The organism is Streptomyces sp. KR80, from assembly GCF_052245555.1.
GTDB lineage: Bacteria > Actinomycetota > Actinomycetes > Streptomycetales > Streptomycetaceae > Streptomyces.
In genome coordinates, this window is record NZ_JBQQCD010000007.1 from 1 (window position 1) to 14,277 (window position 14,277).

Below are 14,277 nucleotides of genomic sequence, written 5' to 3' on the forward strand. Positions count from 1 at the left end.
CGAAGGGGCATGGGCGCCGCAGCATCACTTTCGCCGCAGGTCAGCGGCCTGTTAATCGTCCATCGCCAGGGGTCTGTAAATCTGTCGGCTTACGCCTACGCAGGTTCGAACCCTGCACCCGCCACACCGAGGGAACAGCCCCTGACCTACTGCTTGGTCGGGGGCATTTCTCGTTCCTGACGGCGCCCAGGGGCGCCTCGCTCGCACGTGCCGTGGGTGGCACTCATCGGCACGTTCCGGGAGGCCGCCAGGCCGGCGACGGCCCTGACCGGCGGGGGCCTCACAAGTGGTGTTGGCCGGTCCTGGTGATGTGGGTGATCTCGCCTGTGCCGCCCAACTTCGGGGGCTCGATGACGATGTAGTCCAGACGCTCCAGTGAGCGCACGGCCTCTGTCACGTCCGCCTCGGGCAGGCCCGTGGCCCGTACGAGATCGGCCGTGTGGGGAAAGACGGGCGGCTTGGTGTCCAGGAAGTCGGAGATCGCGCGGAGGACCGTACGTTCGTCCCGGGTGATGGGGGCTTCCTTGGGCTCCATGGCTAGACCTGTTCCTCGGGCCAGTCGGCGGGCCCGCCGCCGCGCCATTCGATCAGGTCCGGGTCATCGGCCCGGACGACGTTCTCGTCCAGCCCGGCCACGCGCAGGAACTCGATCACATCCCGCAGCGAGTGCGCCTCGCCGACCGATTGCCCGCGGATCGTCACGCGGCGCGCGCCTTCGAGCTGGGGGCACGCCCCCTGGCTTCGCCGGGGGGACCCCCACCCAGCGGTAGTCCCCCTGGGCCTAACGGCCCGGGAGGTGCCCCCTGGGGGAGGGTGCACGACCACGGGCGGGTCCTGTCCGTCCATGTCCCTAGCCTGGGGCCCGCTCCCGCCGGACGCATCCCGGCTGGAGCGGGCCCGGGCTCAGTGCTTGGCTGCCGCCCGGACCGCTTCCTCCACCGGGACCGTGCCGCCGATCAGCTCCAGCGTGCGCCCGATCGTGGCGGGCTCCTGCAGCAGAGCGGCGATCACGGCCGCGACGTCCTCGCGCGGCACCGGGCCTCTCCCGGTGCGCTCGGCGAGCTGAACCAGGCCCGTGCCGGGTTCGTCCGTCAGCACGCCCGGCCGCAGAATCGTCCAGTCCAGGCCTTCCCGCGACCGTACGTCCTGGTCGGCCGCGCCCTTGGCCCGCAGATAGGCCGCGAAGACCGGATCGGTGTCCGGCGGCGGCTCGCTGTCGGCGCCCATCGTGGAGACCACGATGTAGCGCCGCACACCGGTTCGCTCCGCGGCATCCGCGAAGAGCACGGCGGCGGCCCGGTCCACTGTGTCCTTGCGCGCGGCGCCGCTCCCCGGCCCCGCGCCCGCCGCGAAGACCGCCGCGTCCGCGCCCTGCAGATGGGCCGCCACCTCTTCCACCGAGGCCTGCTCCAGATCGCACAGAACGGGTTCGGCGTCCACCTCACGCAGGTCGGCCGCCTGCTCATGACGGCGAATCAGTCCCGCGACCTCATGCCCGCGCCCGGCGAGCAACCGCTCGAGCCGCAGCGCGATCTGACCGTGACCACCAGCGATGACAATGCGCATGTCTCCGACCGTACGCCGTACGGCCGGGGCGCACCCCGGGAACCACGCCGCACCCCCCGGAACCACGCCTCGTTACGAACCCTCGTCACGAACCGCCCTGCGCCTGCCGGGGAAGATCCAGCGCCGCCACCACCGCCGAGTCGCAGTACTCCCGCACCGCGCTCGTCCGCGCCACCACGCGCCCCTGGTGCACCACGATCCGGCTGTACGCGAGGGACAGCACCCCGGCAAGTCCCTCGCCCCGCACCGCGAGCAGCTCCGCGGGAAAGCCGGCCTCCACCCGTACCTCCGGCAGCCCCATCGCGGCCCGGGCCTGCCCGCTCACCGCCTCGTACGCCACCGACGGTCGATCCCCGCCCAGGGCGGCCAGCAGATACGCCGCCTCCAGCGGATCACCGCGCCCCACCGGATTCGCCGTGTCCCGCAGCGCCCCGCTCCCGGCGGCGACCCGTACCCCCGCTGCCCGCAACAGCCGCACCGGAGCCGTGCCGGGCCCCTGGCTCTCCTCCATCGCACCGCAGTCCCCCTGCGGTAGGCAGACGACCGTGATTCCAGCGGCCGCCAGCTGGTCGGCCGCCCGCCCCGCCACGTCCTGCGGCAGCCGAGCGAGGCCCGCACAGGGTCCGAGGACGACCCCCGGCCGGAGCCTGCCGGCCATGGCCGCGAGCCTGGCGAGCCGCGCCGGGTCGTCACCCTCCGTGTGCAGATCGACGGCGCAGCCGTGCTCGGCGGCGACATCCAGGACCGTCTCGGCGTACCCCGTCGGATCCGGGTCGAGGTCCGGGCAGCCGCCGATGACCGTCGCGCCCATCTTCACCGCGTCCCGCAGCATCGCGAGCCCGTCCGCGCCGGCTGCCCCCGTGAGGATCCGGGGCACCGCGACCGCCGTGAGCTCGGTCAGCCCGCGCAGTGCGCGCCGCGCCTGCAGTACGGCCTCCAGCGCGCTGAGCCCCGGCACGTCTCCGATCCGGACATGGGTGCGCAGCGCGGTCGCCCCGTGGCCGAGCTGCAGCAGCGCGGCCTCGGTGGTACGTCGCTGAACATCCTCGGGTTCGTGCAGGACCGGGCCGCAGGTGTCGGCGGTCAGCGCAGTGTCGCTGTGCGCGTGCGGCTCGGCGGGCGCCGGCAGCAGCAGATAGCCGCTGAGGTCGACGCGCGCGCGTGGCTCGGCGGCAGCCGGGCCGCCCCGGGCGAGGCTCCCGGCCGTACCGACGGCCTCGATGCGCCCGGCACACAGCCGAACGTCCACGGTGCGTCCGTCCGCGAGCCGCGCACCGCACAGGACCAGGGCGCCGGGGTCCGGGACCGCACCGCTACGCCTGGGGGGTTGCTGCGGGTGGCTTTCGGGCATCGCGCTCCTGCAGGGTTTCGGGTCACCGCCGGGCGGTCGCGCCGCCAAGATCACACAGTGCGGAACGAGCCTATGGCGAGGCGGGGACGGCTTCGAGGAGGAGGCGAATAGTCGTACCGGTGTGGTGGGCAACGGGCGGACAAGGGGGGACCGATACGGATTTCACCTTCGGAGGCCGAGCGTGTAATGTCTTCATCGCTCGCCCCAATAGCTCAGTCGGCAGAGCGTCTCCATGGTAAGGAGAAGGTCTACGGTTCGATTCCGTATTGGGGCTCTGATGTGCGAGTGTCCCGTCCGCGGGCGGGGTACGCACACATCGAAGCGGTGTAGCTCAGTCGGTAGAGCAAGCGGCTCATAATCGCTGTGTCACCGGTTCAAGTCCGGTCACCGCTACTGCAAGTAGCCGATTGTGGGGTCGGTCCTTCGATCGGCTACTCTTTCCTGCGTTCATCCACCCATCCCTCGGGCTGGTGCCCTGGGGAGGCCCCACGGTCAAGGAGCACTCACGTGGCTGCCACCGACGTCCGCCCGAAGATCACGCTGGCCTGCGTGGAGTGCAAGGAGCGGAACTACATCACCAAGAAGAACCGGCGCAACGACCCGGACCGTCTTGAGATGAAGAAGCACTGCCCGCGCTGCAACGCGCACACCGCGCACCGCGAGACGCGATAGATCAGGCTGATACGCGAGGCCGCCCCCCACAGCGGGGGCGGCCTCGCGTTGTTCGCCGCCCTCCCCCAGCTAACGCTGGGTGGGGGTACCCCCGGCGTTTGCTGGGGGAGTGCCCCCACCGACCACCACCCCGCATCGAGGCCCTTTGGGCCGCTGCATGTTCCAGGAGAGCAGCCATGGCGCTCGACCCGTCCTTCGTCGGGCGGTCCTACCCGCCCACCCCGCCGTACGAGGTCGGCCGGGAGAAGATCCGCGAGTTCGCAGAGTCGATCGGTGATACCAACCCGGTCTACACCGATCCGGACGCGGCCAGAGGCTACGGTCACCCCGATGTGATCGCGCCGCCCACGTTCGCCTTCGCGATCACCTTCAAGGCCGCCGGCCAGGTCATCGAGGACCCCGCGCTCGGGCTGGACTACAGCCGAGTCGTCCACGGCGACCAGCGGTTCGTCTATTCACGCCCGGTCCATGCCGGCGACCGGCTGTCGGTCACCTCGACCATCGAGTCGATCAAATCAATGGCCGGGAACGATGTGCTGTCCGTCCGGGGCGACGTCCACGACGACAAGGGTGAACACGTGGTCACCGCGCACACGATGCTGGTGGCGCGCCCCGCCGAGGCGGACGCGTCCCCGACGGAGACAAGGGGAGGCTGATCCCGGTGGCAGCGAAGATTTCCTACGACGACGTCGAGGTCGGCACGCACCTGCCGGCCCGGACGTTCCCGGTGACCCGCGCCACCCTCGTTCGCTACGCGGGGGCGTCCGGCGACTTCAACCCCATTCACTGGAACGAGAAGTTCGCCAAGGAGGTCGGTCTCCCCGACGTCATCGCGCACGGCATGTTCACGATGGCCGAGGCGATCCGCGTGGTCACCGACTGGGTCGGCGACCCCGGAGCGGTCGTCGAGTACGGGGTGCGCTTCACCAAGCCGGTCGTGGTCCCCGACGACGAGCGGGGAGCGACCATCGAGGTGAGCGGCAAGATCGCCGCCAAGCTGGACGACCGTACGGTCCGGGTCGACCTCACGGCCGTCAGCGCGGGCCAGAAGGTCCTGGGCATGTCCCGCGCGCTGGTCCGCCTCGCCTGACCGTCACCCGGCTCCAGCGCAGCCCCACCGGCACCCCGCGGAGCGACCGACGCGTCGGACGCCCGTACCCTTGCTCCGTGCAGGAACTCCTCGACGCCCCCCTCGCCCCGCTGACCACCTTCCGCCTGGGCGGCCCCGCGACCCGCCTCGTCACCGCCACCACGGACGACGAGGTGATCGCCGCCGTGCGCGAAGCCGACGCGGCCGACGTCCCGCTTCTGATCATCAGCGGCGGCAGCAACCTCGTCATCGGGGACAAGGGCTTCGACGGCACCGCCCTGCGCATCGCCACCACCGGCTTCGAGCTGGGGTCTGCCACGCAGCGCGCCGAGGGACGGACCCACCTCGAGCTCGCCGCGGGCGAGAACTGGTCAGACGCCGTGGCGCGCACCGTCGAGGCGGGACTCGCGGGCGTCGAATGCCTCGCCGGAATCCCTGGCTCCGCGGGTGCGACCCCCATCCAGAACGTGGGGGCGTACGGCCAGGAAGTCGCCTCGACCGTCACCGAGGTGATCGCCTACGACCGCCGGGTCGGCGAGACCGTCACCATCCCGGGTGCCGACTGCGGCTTCTCCTACCGCCACAGCCGTTTCAAAGCCGACCCCACGCGCTTCGTCGTCCTGCGCGTCCGCTTCGTCCTCGAGGACGCCGGCGGCCTCTCGAGCCCCGTCAAGTACGCCGAGCTGGCCCGCACACTCGGCGTCACGCCGGGCGACCGGGTCCCCGCCGCCGCCGCCCGTGACGCGGTGCTGCGGCTCCGCGCCGGGAAGGGGATGGTCCTGGATCCGGAGGACCACGACACCTGGTCCGCGGGCTCCTTCTTCACCAACCCGATCCTGAACGCGGCCGAGCACGAGGCCTTCCTCGCCCGCGTCGCCGACCGCCTGGGCGCCGATGTGACGCCGCCCGCCTATCCCGCGGGCGACGGTCTGACGAAGACCTCCGCCGCCTGGCTGATCGACAAGGCCGGCTTCACCAAGGGCTACGGCACGGGTCCGGCCCGTATCTCCACCAAGCACACCCTGGCGCTCACCAACCGGGGGACCGCCACCACCGAGGACCTCCTCGCCCTCGCCCGCGAGGTCCGCGACGGCGTGCACGAGGCCTTCGGCGTCACCCTCGTCAACGAGCCGGTGACCGTCGGCGTCAGCCTCTGAGCGGCTGCCGTTCCGGCCGCCGGCCGAGCGCCGATCAGCCGGCCAGCCAGGCGTCGATCCCACCGAGCAGTCGCTCCCGTACGTCCGCGGGCGCCCGGGAGGCACGGACCGACTGACGTGCCAGCTCCGCCAGTTCGGGATCGGCGAAGGCGTGCGCATCCCGGGCGATCTCGTACTGGGCGACCAGGCGGGAGCCGAAGAGCAGCGGGTCGTCCGCACCCAGCGCCATCGGCACCCCGGCCTCGAACAGGGTCCGCAGTGGCACGTCCTCGGGCTTCTCGTAGACCCCCAGCGCCACGTTCGAGGTCGGGCACACCTCGCAGGTCACCCCGCGGTCGGCGAGCATGCGCAGCAGCCGCGGGTCCTCCGCGGCCCGCACCCCGTGGCCGATCCGGCCCGCCGCCAGGTCGTCCAGACAGTCCCGCACACTGCTCGGCCCGGCCAGCTCCCCGCCGTGTGGCGCCGCCAGCAGACCGGCCTCCCGGGCGATCGCGAAGGCCCGGTCGAAGTCGCGGGCGAGGCCGCGCCGCTCGTCGTTCGAGAGCCCGAATCCCACCACGCCCCGGTCCGCGTACCGCACCGCCAGCCGCGCCAACGTCCGCGCGTCCAGCGGATGCTTCGTCCGGTTCGCGGCGACCAGCACGCGCATCCCGAGGCCGGTGTCCCGGGATGCGCTCTCCACCGCGTCGAGGATGATCTCCAGGGCCGGGATCAGCCCGCCGAGACGTGGCGCGTACGAGGTGGGGTCGACCTGGATCTCCAGCCATCCGGATCCGTCCCGCACATCCTCCTCGGCCGCCTCGCGGACCAGCCGCTGGATGTCCTCCGGGGTCCGCAGGCAGGACCGGGCGATGTCGTACAGCCGCTGGAAGCGGAACCAGCCGCGCTCGTCGGTCGCCCGTAGTCTCGGGGGCTCGCCGCCGCTCAGCGCCTCGGGCAGATGGACGCCGTACTTGTCGGCGAGCTCGAGCAGGGTCGTGGCCCGCATGGAACCGGTGAAGTGCAGATGCAGATGGGCCTTCGGCAGCAACCGGACGTCACGAACGCTTTCCATCCCAAGATCTTGCCGTATGCGCCTGCTGCCCCGATAGGCACTTTCCACGATCGGAGGCGTGCCGGAACACGCAAGCGGGCGCCCGGAAACACCGGGCACCCGCTTACGTACAGCAACCATCAATTGAGGAACCCCTACGGCGACCAACCAGCTCCGCGAAAGCGGCGGCGGTTCAGCCGCAAAGTCAGTCCCGCGCCTCGCCGAGCAGCTTCTGGAGCCGCGACACGCCCTCGACCAGGTCCTCGTCGCCCAGCGCGTACGACAGCCGCAGGTAGCCGGGCGTACCGAAGGCCTCGCCGGGCACGACCGCGACCTCGGCGGCCTCCAGGATGACCTCGGCCAGCTCCACACTCGTCTGCGCCCGCTTGCCCCGGATCTCCTTGCCGAGCAGCGCCTTCACGGACGGGTACGCATAGAACGCGCCCTCCGGCTCCGGGCACTCCACGCCGTCGATCTCATTGAGCATCCGTACGATCGTTCGCCGCCGCCGGTCGAACGCCTCGCGCATCTTCGCGACCGCCTCCAGGTCGCCGGAGACGGCGGCGAGCGCGGCGACCTGGGCCACGTTGGAGACATTGGAGGTGGCGTGCGACTGGAGGTTGGTCGCGGCCTTGACCACGTCCTTCGGACCGATGACCCACCCGACGCGCCAGCCGGTCATCGCGTATGTCTTGGCGACGCCGTTGACGACGATGCACTTGTCGCGCAGCTCCGGCACCACGACCGGCAGCGAGGAGAACTCGGCGTCGCCGTAGACCAGGTGTTCGTAGATCTCGTCGGTCAGCACCCACAGGCCGTGCTCGGCGGCCCACCGGCCGATCTCCTCGACCTGGGCGCGCGAGTAGACCGCGCCCGTCGGGTTCGACGGCGACACGAAGAGCAGCACCTTGGTGCGGTCCGTACGGGCCGCCTCCAGCTGTTCGACGGACACCCGGTAGCCGGTCGTCTCGTCGGCGACGACCTCGACGGGGACGCCGCCGGCCAGCCGGATCGACTCCGGGTAGGTGGTCCAGTACGGGGCCGGGACGATGACCTCGTCGCCCGGGTCGAGGATCGCGGCGAAGGCCTCGTAGATCGCCTGCTTGCCGCCGTTGGTCACCAGGACCTGGGCGGGCTCGACCTCGTAGCCGGAGTCGCGCCGGGTCTTCTCGGCGATGGCGGCCTTCAGCTCGGGGAGGCCGCCGGCGGGCGTGTAGCGGTGGTACTTCGGGTTGCGGCAGGCCTCCGCGGCCGCCTCGACGATGTAGTCGGGCGTCGGGAAGTCAGGCTCGCCGGCGCCGAAGCCGATCACGGGCCGGCCGGCCGCCTTAAGCGCCTTGGCCTTGGCGTCCACGGCGAGAGTCGCGGACTCGGAGATCGCGCCGATACGGGCCGATACCCGTCGGTCGGTCGGGGACGTTGCGGGTGGAGTAGCAGCGGTCATGACTGCATCGTCCCAGACCCGGCAGGCGCGGGGCACACAGGTATCGCGGGGTGGGCGAACGCGCCCCGGGCGGCCGCGAAAAGGGGAACCGCAGGTACGTGTTCGACGCCCGGCCGCAGAGCACGTACACTCATGCGTCGTTGGCCCTGACCGGTCGCTCCGCCCTGCGCACTCCGTGCACCCGGGCGGATGCGGTACGTTGGGGGAAACAAAGGGTCGTAGCTCAATTGGTAGAGCACTGGTCTCCAAAACCAGCGGTTGGGGGTTCAAGTCCCTCCGGCCCTGCTCCACACATTCTTCGACGGAATGTGTGCGCAAAGTACGTACAGACATGCACCGCCGTGCGGCTCCACCGGGCGCGGCACGGCCACGACCCGGGATTCAGGTGAGGACGAGTGACGGCAGCCCCTGGCTCCACCGCAACGCCTGAAAGCGGTCGTCCCGACGACGATGACGAGCGCGAGGCGAGGAAGCGCCGTCGCGGCGGCAAGCGCGGCAAGAAGGGCCCGCTGGGCCGACTGGCGCTGTTCTACCGGCAGATCGTGGCCGAGCTGCGGAAGGTCGTCTGGCCGACGCGCAGCCAGTTGTCGACGTACACCACTGTGGTGATTGTCTTCGTTGTGATCATGATCGGTCTTGTGACCGTGATTGACTGGGGATTCACCGAGGCCGTCAAGTACGTCTTCGGCTGATCCCGCGGAGGGCGTCCGCGAGGGTCCCTCCGCCAGTTCCACCCCTTGAAGTCAGGAAGAAGCAGCCACCGTGTCTGACGACCCGAACCTGAACGATGCCACTGAACCCGTCGAGGGCGACGAGGCCGCGGCCGACATCGTCGAGGCGGCCGACGAGGTTGACCAGGCCGAGGCTGCGGACGCCGCCGCGGGCGAGCCGGCAGAGGAAGCCGCCATGCACGTGGAGGACGAGGCCACGGCGGTCACCGAGGTCGCCGAGGACGTGGCTCCCGAGGCGCAGGAACCCGCTGTCGACCCGGTCGAGGCGCTGCGCGCGGAGCTGCGCACCCTCCCCGGTGAGTGGTACGTGATCCACACCTACGCGGGTTACGAGAAGCGCGTGAAGGCCAACCTGGAGCAGCGCGCCGTTTCGCTCAATGTCGAGGACTTCATCTACCAGGCCGAGGTGCCCGAGGAAGAGATCGTCCAGATCAAGAACGGCGAGCGGAAGAACGTACGCCAGAACAAGCTGCCCGGCTATGTGCTGGTGCGCATGGATCTGACGAACGAGTCGTGGGGCGTCGTCCGGAACACCCCGGGTGTCACCGGCTTCGTGGGCAACGCCTACGACCCGTATCCGCTGACGCTCGACGAGATCGTCAAGATGCTCGCCCCGGAGGCCGAGGAGGCCGCCGCGAAGAAGGCCGCGGAGGAGGCCGGTGTTCCGACACCGAGCCGCAAGGTCGAGGTCCAGGTGCTGGACTTCGAGGTCGGCGACTCGGTCACGGTGACCGACGGCCCGTTCGCGACCCTCCAGGCGACGATCAACGAGATCAACGCCGACTCGAAGAAGGTCAAGGGCCTGGTCGAGATCTTCGGCCGCGAGACGCCGGTCGAGTTGAGCTTCGACCAGATCCAGAAGAACTGACGGGTTCTTCGCCCACCATCTCCGACCAGGTCGGACCAGTTCCCCGGGTCCTGCGGGACGTCAGGGGCCGGTCTGACCTGCTCGGTTTTCGGCCGCACAGCCATACCCGTTATCGTTGTGCGGTATGCCTCCATCCGGATGATCCGGATCGGAGGCGAATCACCTCTCACTAGGACCCGGAGAGAGCATGCCTCCCAAGAAGAAGAAGGTCACGGGGCTGATCAAGCTCCAGATCCAGGCCGGTGCGGCCAACCCGGCTCCGCCGGTCGGCCCGGCGCTGGGTCAGCACGGCGTCAACATCATGGAGTTCTGCAAGGCCTACAACGCCGCGACCGAGGCGCAGCGTGGCATGGTCGTGCCGGTGGAGATCACGGTCTACGAGGACCGTTCCTTCACCTTCATCACCAAGACTCCGCCGGCCGCCAAGCTGATCCTCAAGGCCGCGGGCGTGGAGAAGGGCTCCGGCGAGCCGCACAAGACCAAGGTCGCCAAGATCACCCGCGACCAGGTCCGCGAGATCGCCACCACGAAGATGCCCGACCTGAACGCCAACGACCTGGACGCCGCCGAGAAGATCATCGCCGGCACCGCCCGTTCCATGGGCGTCACGGTCGAAGGCTGATCACTTCCCCACCTCCCTCTGTGGCAGGGCCAGGCGCTGGCCCGCACCACGACTCCGATACTCCATAGGAGCAGCAGTGAAGCGCAGCAAGACTTTCCGCGCTGCGGACGCCAAGATCGACCGGGAGCGCCTGTACGCCCCGCTCGAGGCCGTCCGTCTCGCCAAGGACACCTCCTCGACCAAGTTCGACGGCACCGTCGAGGTCGCCTTCCGCCTGGGCGTCGATCCGCGCAAGGCCGACCAGATGGTCCGCGGCACCGTCAACCTTCCGCACGGCACCGGTAAGACCGCCCGGGTCCTGGTCTTCGCGACCGGTGACCGTGCCGAGGCCGCGCGTGCAGCGGGCGCCGACATCGTCGGCGCGGACGAGCTCATCGACGAGGTGTCGAAGGGCCGGCTGGACTTCGACGCCGTCGTCGCCACCCCCGACCTCATGGGCAAGGTCGGCCGCCTGGGCCGGGTGCTCGGCCCCCGTGGTCTGATGCCGAACCCGAAGACCGGTACCGTGACGCCGGACGTGGCCAAGGCCGTGACCGAGATCAAGGGCGGCAAGATCGAGTTCCGCGTCGACAAGCACGCGAACCTCCACTTCATCATCGGCAAGACCTCGTTCGACGAGAGGTCGCTGGTGGAGAACTACGGCGCGGCCCTGGACGAGATCCTCCGTCTGAAGCCGTCCGCCGCCAAGGGCCGGTACATCAAGAAGGCCACCATCACGACCACGATGGGTCCCGGCATCCCGGTGGACGCCAACCGCACCCGCAACCTCCTCGTCGAGGAGGACGCCGCCGCCGTCTGATCCCGACGTCGGTCGCACGTTCACGCGCAAGCCAACCGGTCCCCGCACCTCCGCCAAGGTGCGGGGACCGGTCTTGTACGCCGTCTCATGGACTGTCACAGCCCTGCTACGGCGTCACTGACTGTCACAGGCCTGCGCTACCGTTCGATCGCACTCACACGCGAAGAAGAAACGGGGTGGAGCATGAGCATGTCCGCATGGAAGCGCGTGGGCGTCTCGCTGACGGCCGCGGCCGTCGTGGCCGGTCTGGCCGGCTGTCAGGGCGACGACAAGAACGGTGACGAGAAGGCCGGGGGGCAGCCGAAGGCCCGGACGGTCACGCAGGTCATCACAGCGGCGTACCAGAAGACCGCGGCGGCCAAGTCGGCCAAGGTCCGGATGACCATGTCGATGCCGACGGCGACGAAGGGCGGCGGCGACATGAACATGTCCGGCGTCCTGGGGTGGGATCCGACGGTCATGGATATGACCATGAGCGGCGGCGCGTTCGCGAGCGACCCGGACGCTCCGGAGAAGCTCCGCATGGTCTGGCGCGACAACGTGATGTACATGGACCTGGGCGCGACGGCGTCCAAGGACATGGGCGGCAAGCGGTGGATGAAGCTGGATTTCGCGGAGATCGCCGAGAAGTCCGGGAACGAGCAGCTCATGACGCAGATGACCGCGGGCATGGAGAACATGAATCAGGACCCGGCCCAGCAGCTGGCGATGCTGCTCGACTCGCCCAACCTCAAGCACGTGGGCTCGGAGAAGGTCGAGGGCGTGCAGGCCGAGCACTACAAGGGCACCCTCACCGTCGAAGAGATGCTGGCGTCCAACAAGTCCCTCGACGTGCTCGACGAGAAGCAGCGTAAGGACCTCCTCGCCAACATGAAGAAGTCGGGCATCAAGGCGTACGACACCGAGGTCTGGGTCAACGAGGATGACTACCCCGTGAAGATGGACATCGGCATCGACAGCCCGGAGGGCACGATCAAGATCTCGGCTTCCTACTCGGACTACGGAGCCAAGGCCGACGTACGGGCCCCGTCGGCTGCCGAGACCTTCGACTTCCTCGAGATGTTCAAGGAGCTCGAGCGGCAGGGTGCCGGCAGCGGTCTCTGATCGCGGGATTTGCTCGACGTCGACACGTTCCCGTACTCTTCCACAGAAGCCAAAGACCGCCGGTCGTCGCTGTGCCTCAGCAAAGGGGTGCGGCTGCCGAAGGATCCGCTGACTGCGGACGGCCCGCGTAGGTGACTGTGGAAGAGCTCCCGGAGCGCTGCTGTTCCGGTTGAGTTCCGCCCCGTGCGCCTGCGCCCGGGGCGTTTCGTCGTGTGAGCCCCTTCCGAGCGGTCCGAATCACCCGGAAGGAGGCCGAGGCTCATGGCGAGGCCCGACAAGGTCGCAGCCGTCGAGGAGATGCGGGACAAGTTCCGTAACTCCAACGCCGCTGTCGTGACCGCTTACACCGGTCTCACCGTCGCACAGCTCAAGGAGCTGCGCCGTTCGCTCGGTGAGAACGCTCAGTACCGTGTGGTGAAGAACACGCTGACCAAGATCGCGGCCAACGAGGCCGGGATCACCACGCTCGACGATCTGTTCGCGGGTTCGTCGGCGGTCGCCTTCGTGACCGGTGACCCGGTCGAGGCGGCGAAGGGGCTCCGTGACTTCGCGAAGGAGAACCCCGCTCTCGTCATCAAGGGGGGCGTCCTTGAGGGCAAGGCGCTGTCCGCCGACGAGATCAAGAGGCTCGCGGACCTTGAGTCCCGTGAGGTGCTGCTCGCCAAGCTGGCCGGTGGCATGAAGGCGTCCATGGCCAAGGCCGCGGCGACCTTCCAGGCCCCGCTCTCGAAGTTCGTCCGCACCGCGGACGCGCTGCGCAGCAAGGTCGAGCAGGGCGGTGCCGGCACGCCGGCTCCCGCCGAGGCCGAGTCCGCGGAGTAACCACCATCCATGCCCCTCCCGGGGCGTGGCCGCACGCTCGGTCGCAGCGGGCCCGACGCCCGCCCAACAACAAGCTGTACATCCGGCACCAGCCGACTTAGTGGAAGGACCGCCATCATGGCGAAGCTCAGCCAGGACGAGCTGCTCGCGCAGTTCAGCGAGATGACCCTCATCGAGCTCTCCGAGTTCGTGAAGGCCTTCGAGGAGAAGTTCGACGTCGAGGCTGCCGCCCCGGTCGCCGTGGCCGGCGTCGCGGGCCCGGGCGTCCCGGCCGAGGCCGCCGCCGCGGAGGAGAAAGACGAGTTCGACGTCATCCTCACCGGTGCGGGCGAAAAGAAGATCCAGGTCATCAAGGTCGTGCGCGAGCTGACCTCGCTGGGCCTGAAGGAGGCCAAGGACCTGGTCGACGGCACCCCGAAGCCGGTCCTCGAGAAGGTCAACAAGGAGCAGGCCGACAAGGCCGCCGAGTCCCTCAAGGGCGCCGGCGCCTCCGTCGAGGTCAAGTAAGACCTCTCCTGACGCGTTGAGCCGAGGGCGATCACTCGTACGGGTGATCGCCCTCGGGTGTTCCCGCATGAGGTCCCTGGCCCGGCGCCCGGCGGCAGGTATGGTGATCTTCGTTGCCCGGCCTGCGGGGCCTGGGAAGCCACGCGCCGTCAGGGGCATATCGGCAGGGCTCGAGGGGGTGGGGGCCTTGACGAACGGCACGCAGCGCGCAATTCTCAGGACGCGTCGTCACACCGATCCAGGATCCGAGGCATGGATCGCAGACGAAGAGGGCAGTATCGATATGCGCTTGGCAGCGCGCGGCTTGCCGCAGGCGTTGAAGAACAATGAGGGGATCACCCCTCCAGATGGAGCGGCCTTCCGGGGGATGCCCCTTCTGGAGGGCGAGATCGGAACTGCTGTGCAGTGGCACCCAGCTGTTCCAGGAATGCGCTCTGGACATCAGTGGGCCTTGTGGCTACACTGACCCTTTGCGCTGCCTGTTAGCTGCTCCCTGCCCGTCACCAGGGGC

Annotated in this window: 17 protein-coding genes and 3 tRNA genes; 14 read left to right on the forward strand and 6 right to left on the reverse strand. The window is 69.5% G+C overall.

What is annotated here, in order from left to right; genetic code table 11:
- Positions 1 to 280: 280 nt before the first annotated feature.
- From ACTWQI_RS12535 to ACTWQI_RS12550, 4 genes are all read right to left on the reverse strand, one after another.
- A complete protein-coding gene (locus ACTWQI_RS12535) occupies positions 281 to 535 on the reverse strand; it encodes a hypothetical protein (RefSeq protein WP_443269932.1) in 255 nt (84 codons plus the stop codon).
- Between the two features lie 2 nt (positions 536 to 537).
- Positions 538 to 702, reverse strand: a complete 165-nt coding sequence (locus tag ACTWQI_RS12540; RefSeq protein WP_443269933.1) for a hypothetical protein — start codon at positions 700 to 702, stop codon at positions 538 to 540.
- A gap of 201 nt (positions 703 to 903) precedes the next feature.
- Positions 904 to 1,566: an NAD(P)H-binding protein gene (locus ACTWQI_RS12545; RefSeq protein WP_443269934.1), complete on the reverse strand. Its 663-nt coding sequence runs from the start codon at positions 1,564 to 1,566 to the stop codon at positions 904 to 906.
- 85 nt (positions 1,567 to 1,651) lie between these two features.
- Positions 1,652 to 2,917 carry a hydrolase gene (locus ACTWQI_RS12550; RefSeq protein WP_443269935.1) on the reverse strand — a complete coding sequence of 422 codons (1,266 nt, stop codon included), beginning with the start codon at positions 2,915 to 2,917 and terminating at the stop codon, positions 1,652 to 1,654.
- Between the two features lie 201 nt (positions 2,918 to 3,118).
- On the opposite strand from ACTWQI_RS12550, the gene ACTWQI_RS12555 reads away from it, so the two are divergent.
- From ACTWQI_RS12555 to ACTWQI_RS12580, 6 genes are all read left to right on the forward strand, one after another.
- A tRNA-Thr gene (locus tag ACTWQI_RS12555) sits at positions 3,119 to 3,191 on the forward strand.
- A 46-nt stretch (positions 3,192 to 3,237) separates the two neighbouring features.
- Positions 3,238 to 3,310 (forward strand) — tRNA-Met (locus ACTWQI_RS12560).
- A gap of 114 nt (positions 3,311 to 3,424) precedes the next feature.
- The gene (gene rpmG, locus ACTWQI_RS12565; RefSeq protein WP_004571794.1) at positions 3,425 to 3,589 is read left to right on the forward strand and encodes a 50S ribosomal protein L33; all 165 of its coding nucleotides are present in this window, start codon (positions 3,425 to 3,427) and stop codon (positions 3,587 to 3,589) included.
- A gap of 176 nt (positions 3,590 to 3,765) precedes the next feature.
- Entirely contained in the window at positions 3,766 to 4,245 is a 480-nt protein-coding gene (locus tag ACTWQI_RS12570; RefSeq protein WP_443269936.1) for an FAS1-like dehydratase domain-containing protein, read from the forward strand.
- 5 nt (positions 4,246 to 4,250) lie between these two features.
- Entirely contained in the window at positions 4,251 to 4,679 is a 429-nt protein-coding gene (locus ACTWQI_RS12575; protein ID WP_443269938.1) for a MaoC family dehydratase, read from the forward strand.
- 77 nt (positions 4,680 to 4,756) lie between these two features.
- Positions 4,757 to 5,836, forward strand: coding sequence for a UDP-N-acetylmuramate dehydrogenase (locus ACTWQI_RS12580; RefSeq protein WP_443269940.1), 1,080 nt, complete (start codon positions 4,757 to 4,759; stop codon positions 5,834 to 5,836).
- Between the two features lie 34 nt (positions 5,837 to 5,870).
- On the opposite strand, the gene ACTWQI_RS12585 is transcribed toward ACTWQI_RS12580, so the two are convergent.
- Together ACTWQI_RS12585 and ACTWQI_RS12590 are read right to left on the reverse strand one after the other, a co-directional pair.
- Entirely contained in the window at positions 5,871 to 6,890 is a 1,020-nt protein-coding gene (locus tag ACTWQI_RS12585; protein WP_443269942.1) for an adenosine deaminase, read from the reverse strand.
- 184 nt (positions 6,891 to 7,074) lie between these two features.
- Entirely contained in the window at positions 7,075 to 8,313 is a 1,239-nt protein-coding gene (locus ACTWQI_RS12590) for a pyridoxal phosphate-dependent aminotransferase (RefSeq protein ID WP_443269944.1), read from the reverse strand.
- Positions 8,314 to 8,525: 212 nt separating this feature from the next.
- On the opposite strand from ACTWQI_RS12590, the gene ACTWQI_RS12595 reads away from it, so the two are divergent.
- From ACTWQI_RS12595 to rplL, 8 genes are all read left to right on the forward strand, one after another.
- Positions 8,526 to 8,598, forward strand: a tRNA-Trp gene (locus tag ACTWQI_RS12595).
- 110 nt (positions 8,599 to 8,708) lie between these two features.
- The gene (gene secE, locus ACTWQI_RS12600; RefSeq protein WP_443269946.1) at positions 8,709 to 9,005 is read left to right on the forward strand and encodes a preprotein translocase subunit SecE; all 297 of its coding nucleotides are present in this window, start codon (positions 8,709 to 8,711) and stop codon (positions 9,003 to 9,005) included.
- Between the two features lie 70 nt (positions 9,006 to 9,075).
- Positions 9,076 to 9,912: a transcription termination/antitermination protein NusG gene (gene nusG / locus ACTWQI_RS12605; protein WP_443269949.1), complete on the forward strand. Its 837-nt coding sequence runs from the start codon at positions 9,076 to 9,078 to the stop codon at positions 9,910 to 9,912.
- A 187-nt stretch (positions 9,913 to 10,099) separates the two neighbouring features.
- Positions 10,100 to 10,534 (forward strand): 50S ribosomal protein L11, encoded by a 435-nt coding sequence (gene rplK, locus ACTWQI_RS12610; RefSeq protein WP_443269951.1) that lies wholly within the window; start codon positions 10,100 to 10,102, stop codon positions 10,532 to 10,534.
- Positions 10,535 to 10,610: 76 nt separating this feature from the next.
- Entirely contained in the window at positions 10,611 to 11,333 is a 723-nt protein-coding gene (gene rplA / locus ACTWQI_RS12615; RefSeq protein ID WP_443269953.1) for a 50S ribosomal protein L1, read from the forward strand.
- Positions 11,334 to 11,516: 183 nt separating this feature from the next.
- Complete coding sequence (locus tag ACTWQI_RS12620; protein ID WP_443269955.1) at positions 11,517 to 12,437, forward strand: hypothetical protein; 921 nt, start codon at positions 11,517 to 11,519, stop codon at positions 12,435 to 12,437.
- A 261-nt stretch (positions 12,438 to 12,698) separates the two neighbouring features.
- Positions 12,699 to 13,259 (forward strand): 50S ribosomal protein L10, encoded by a 561-nt coding sequence (gene rplJ, locus ACTWQI_RS12625; RefSeq protein WP_443269956.1) that lies wholly within the window; start codon positions 12,699 to 12,701, stop codon positions 13,257 to 13,259.
- Between the two features lie 117 nt (positions 13,260 to 13,376).
- The gene (gene rplL, locus ACTWQI_RS12630) at positions 13,377 to 13,766 is read left to right on the forward strand and encodes a 50S ribosomal protein L7/L12 (RefSeq protein ID WP_443269957.1); all 390 of its coding nucleotides are present in this window, start codon (positions 13,377 to 13,379) and stop codon (positions 13,764 to 13,766) included.
- Positions 13,767 to 14,277 lie beyond the last annotated feature (511 nt).

Excerpts from the sequence above, each read along its gene's own strand:
- ACTWQI_RS12535 (WP_443269932.1), bottom strand. The coding sequence starts at position 535 with ATGGAGCCCAAGGAAGCCCCCATCACCCGGGACGAACGTACGGTCCTC.
- rplJ (WP_443269956.1), top strand. The coding sequence starts at position 12,699 with ATGGCGAGGCCCGACAAGGTCGCAGCCGTCGAGGAGATGCGGGACAAG.
- ACTWQI_RS12550 (WP_443269935.1), bottom strand. The coding sequence starts at position 2,917 with ATGCCCGAAAGCCACCCGCAGCAACCCCCCAGGCGTAGCGGTGCGGTC.
- ACTWQI_RS12590 (WP_443269944.1), bottom strand. The coding sequence starts at position 8,313 with ATGACCGCTGCTACTCCACCCGCAACGTCCCCGACCGACCGACGGGTA.
- ACTWQI_RS12545 (WP_443269934.1), bottom strand. The coding sequence starts at position 1,566 with ATGCGCATTGTCATCGCTGGTGGTCACGGTCAGATCGCGCTGCGGCTC.
- rplK (WP_443269951.1), top strand. The coding sequence starts at position 10,100 with ATGCCTCCCAAGAAGAAGAAGGTCACGGGGCTGATCAAGCTCCAGATC.
- ACTWQI_RS12620 (WP_443269955.1), top strand. The coding sequence starts at position 11,517 with ATGAGCATGTCCGCATGGAAGCGCGTGGGCGTCTCGCTGACGGCCGCG.
- rplL (WP_443269957.1), top strand. The coding sequence starts at position 13,377 with ATGGCGAAGCTCAGCCAGGACGAGCTGCTCGCGCAGTTCAGCGAGATG.
- ACTWQI_RS12570 (WP_443269936.1), top strand. The coding sequence starts at position 3,766 with ATGGCGCTCGACCCGTCCTTCGTCGGGCGGTCCTACCCGCCCACCCCG.
- ACTWQI_RS12585 (WP_443269942.1), bottom strand. The coding sequence starts at position 6,890 with ATGGAAAGCGTTCGTGACGTCCGGTTGCTGCCGAAGGCCCATCTGCAT.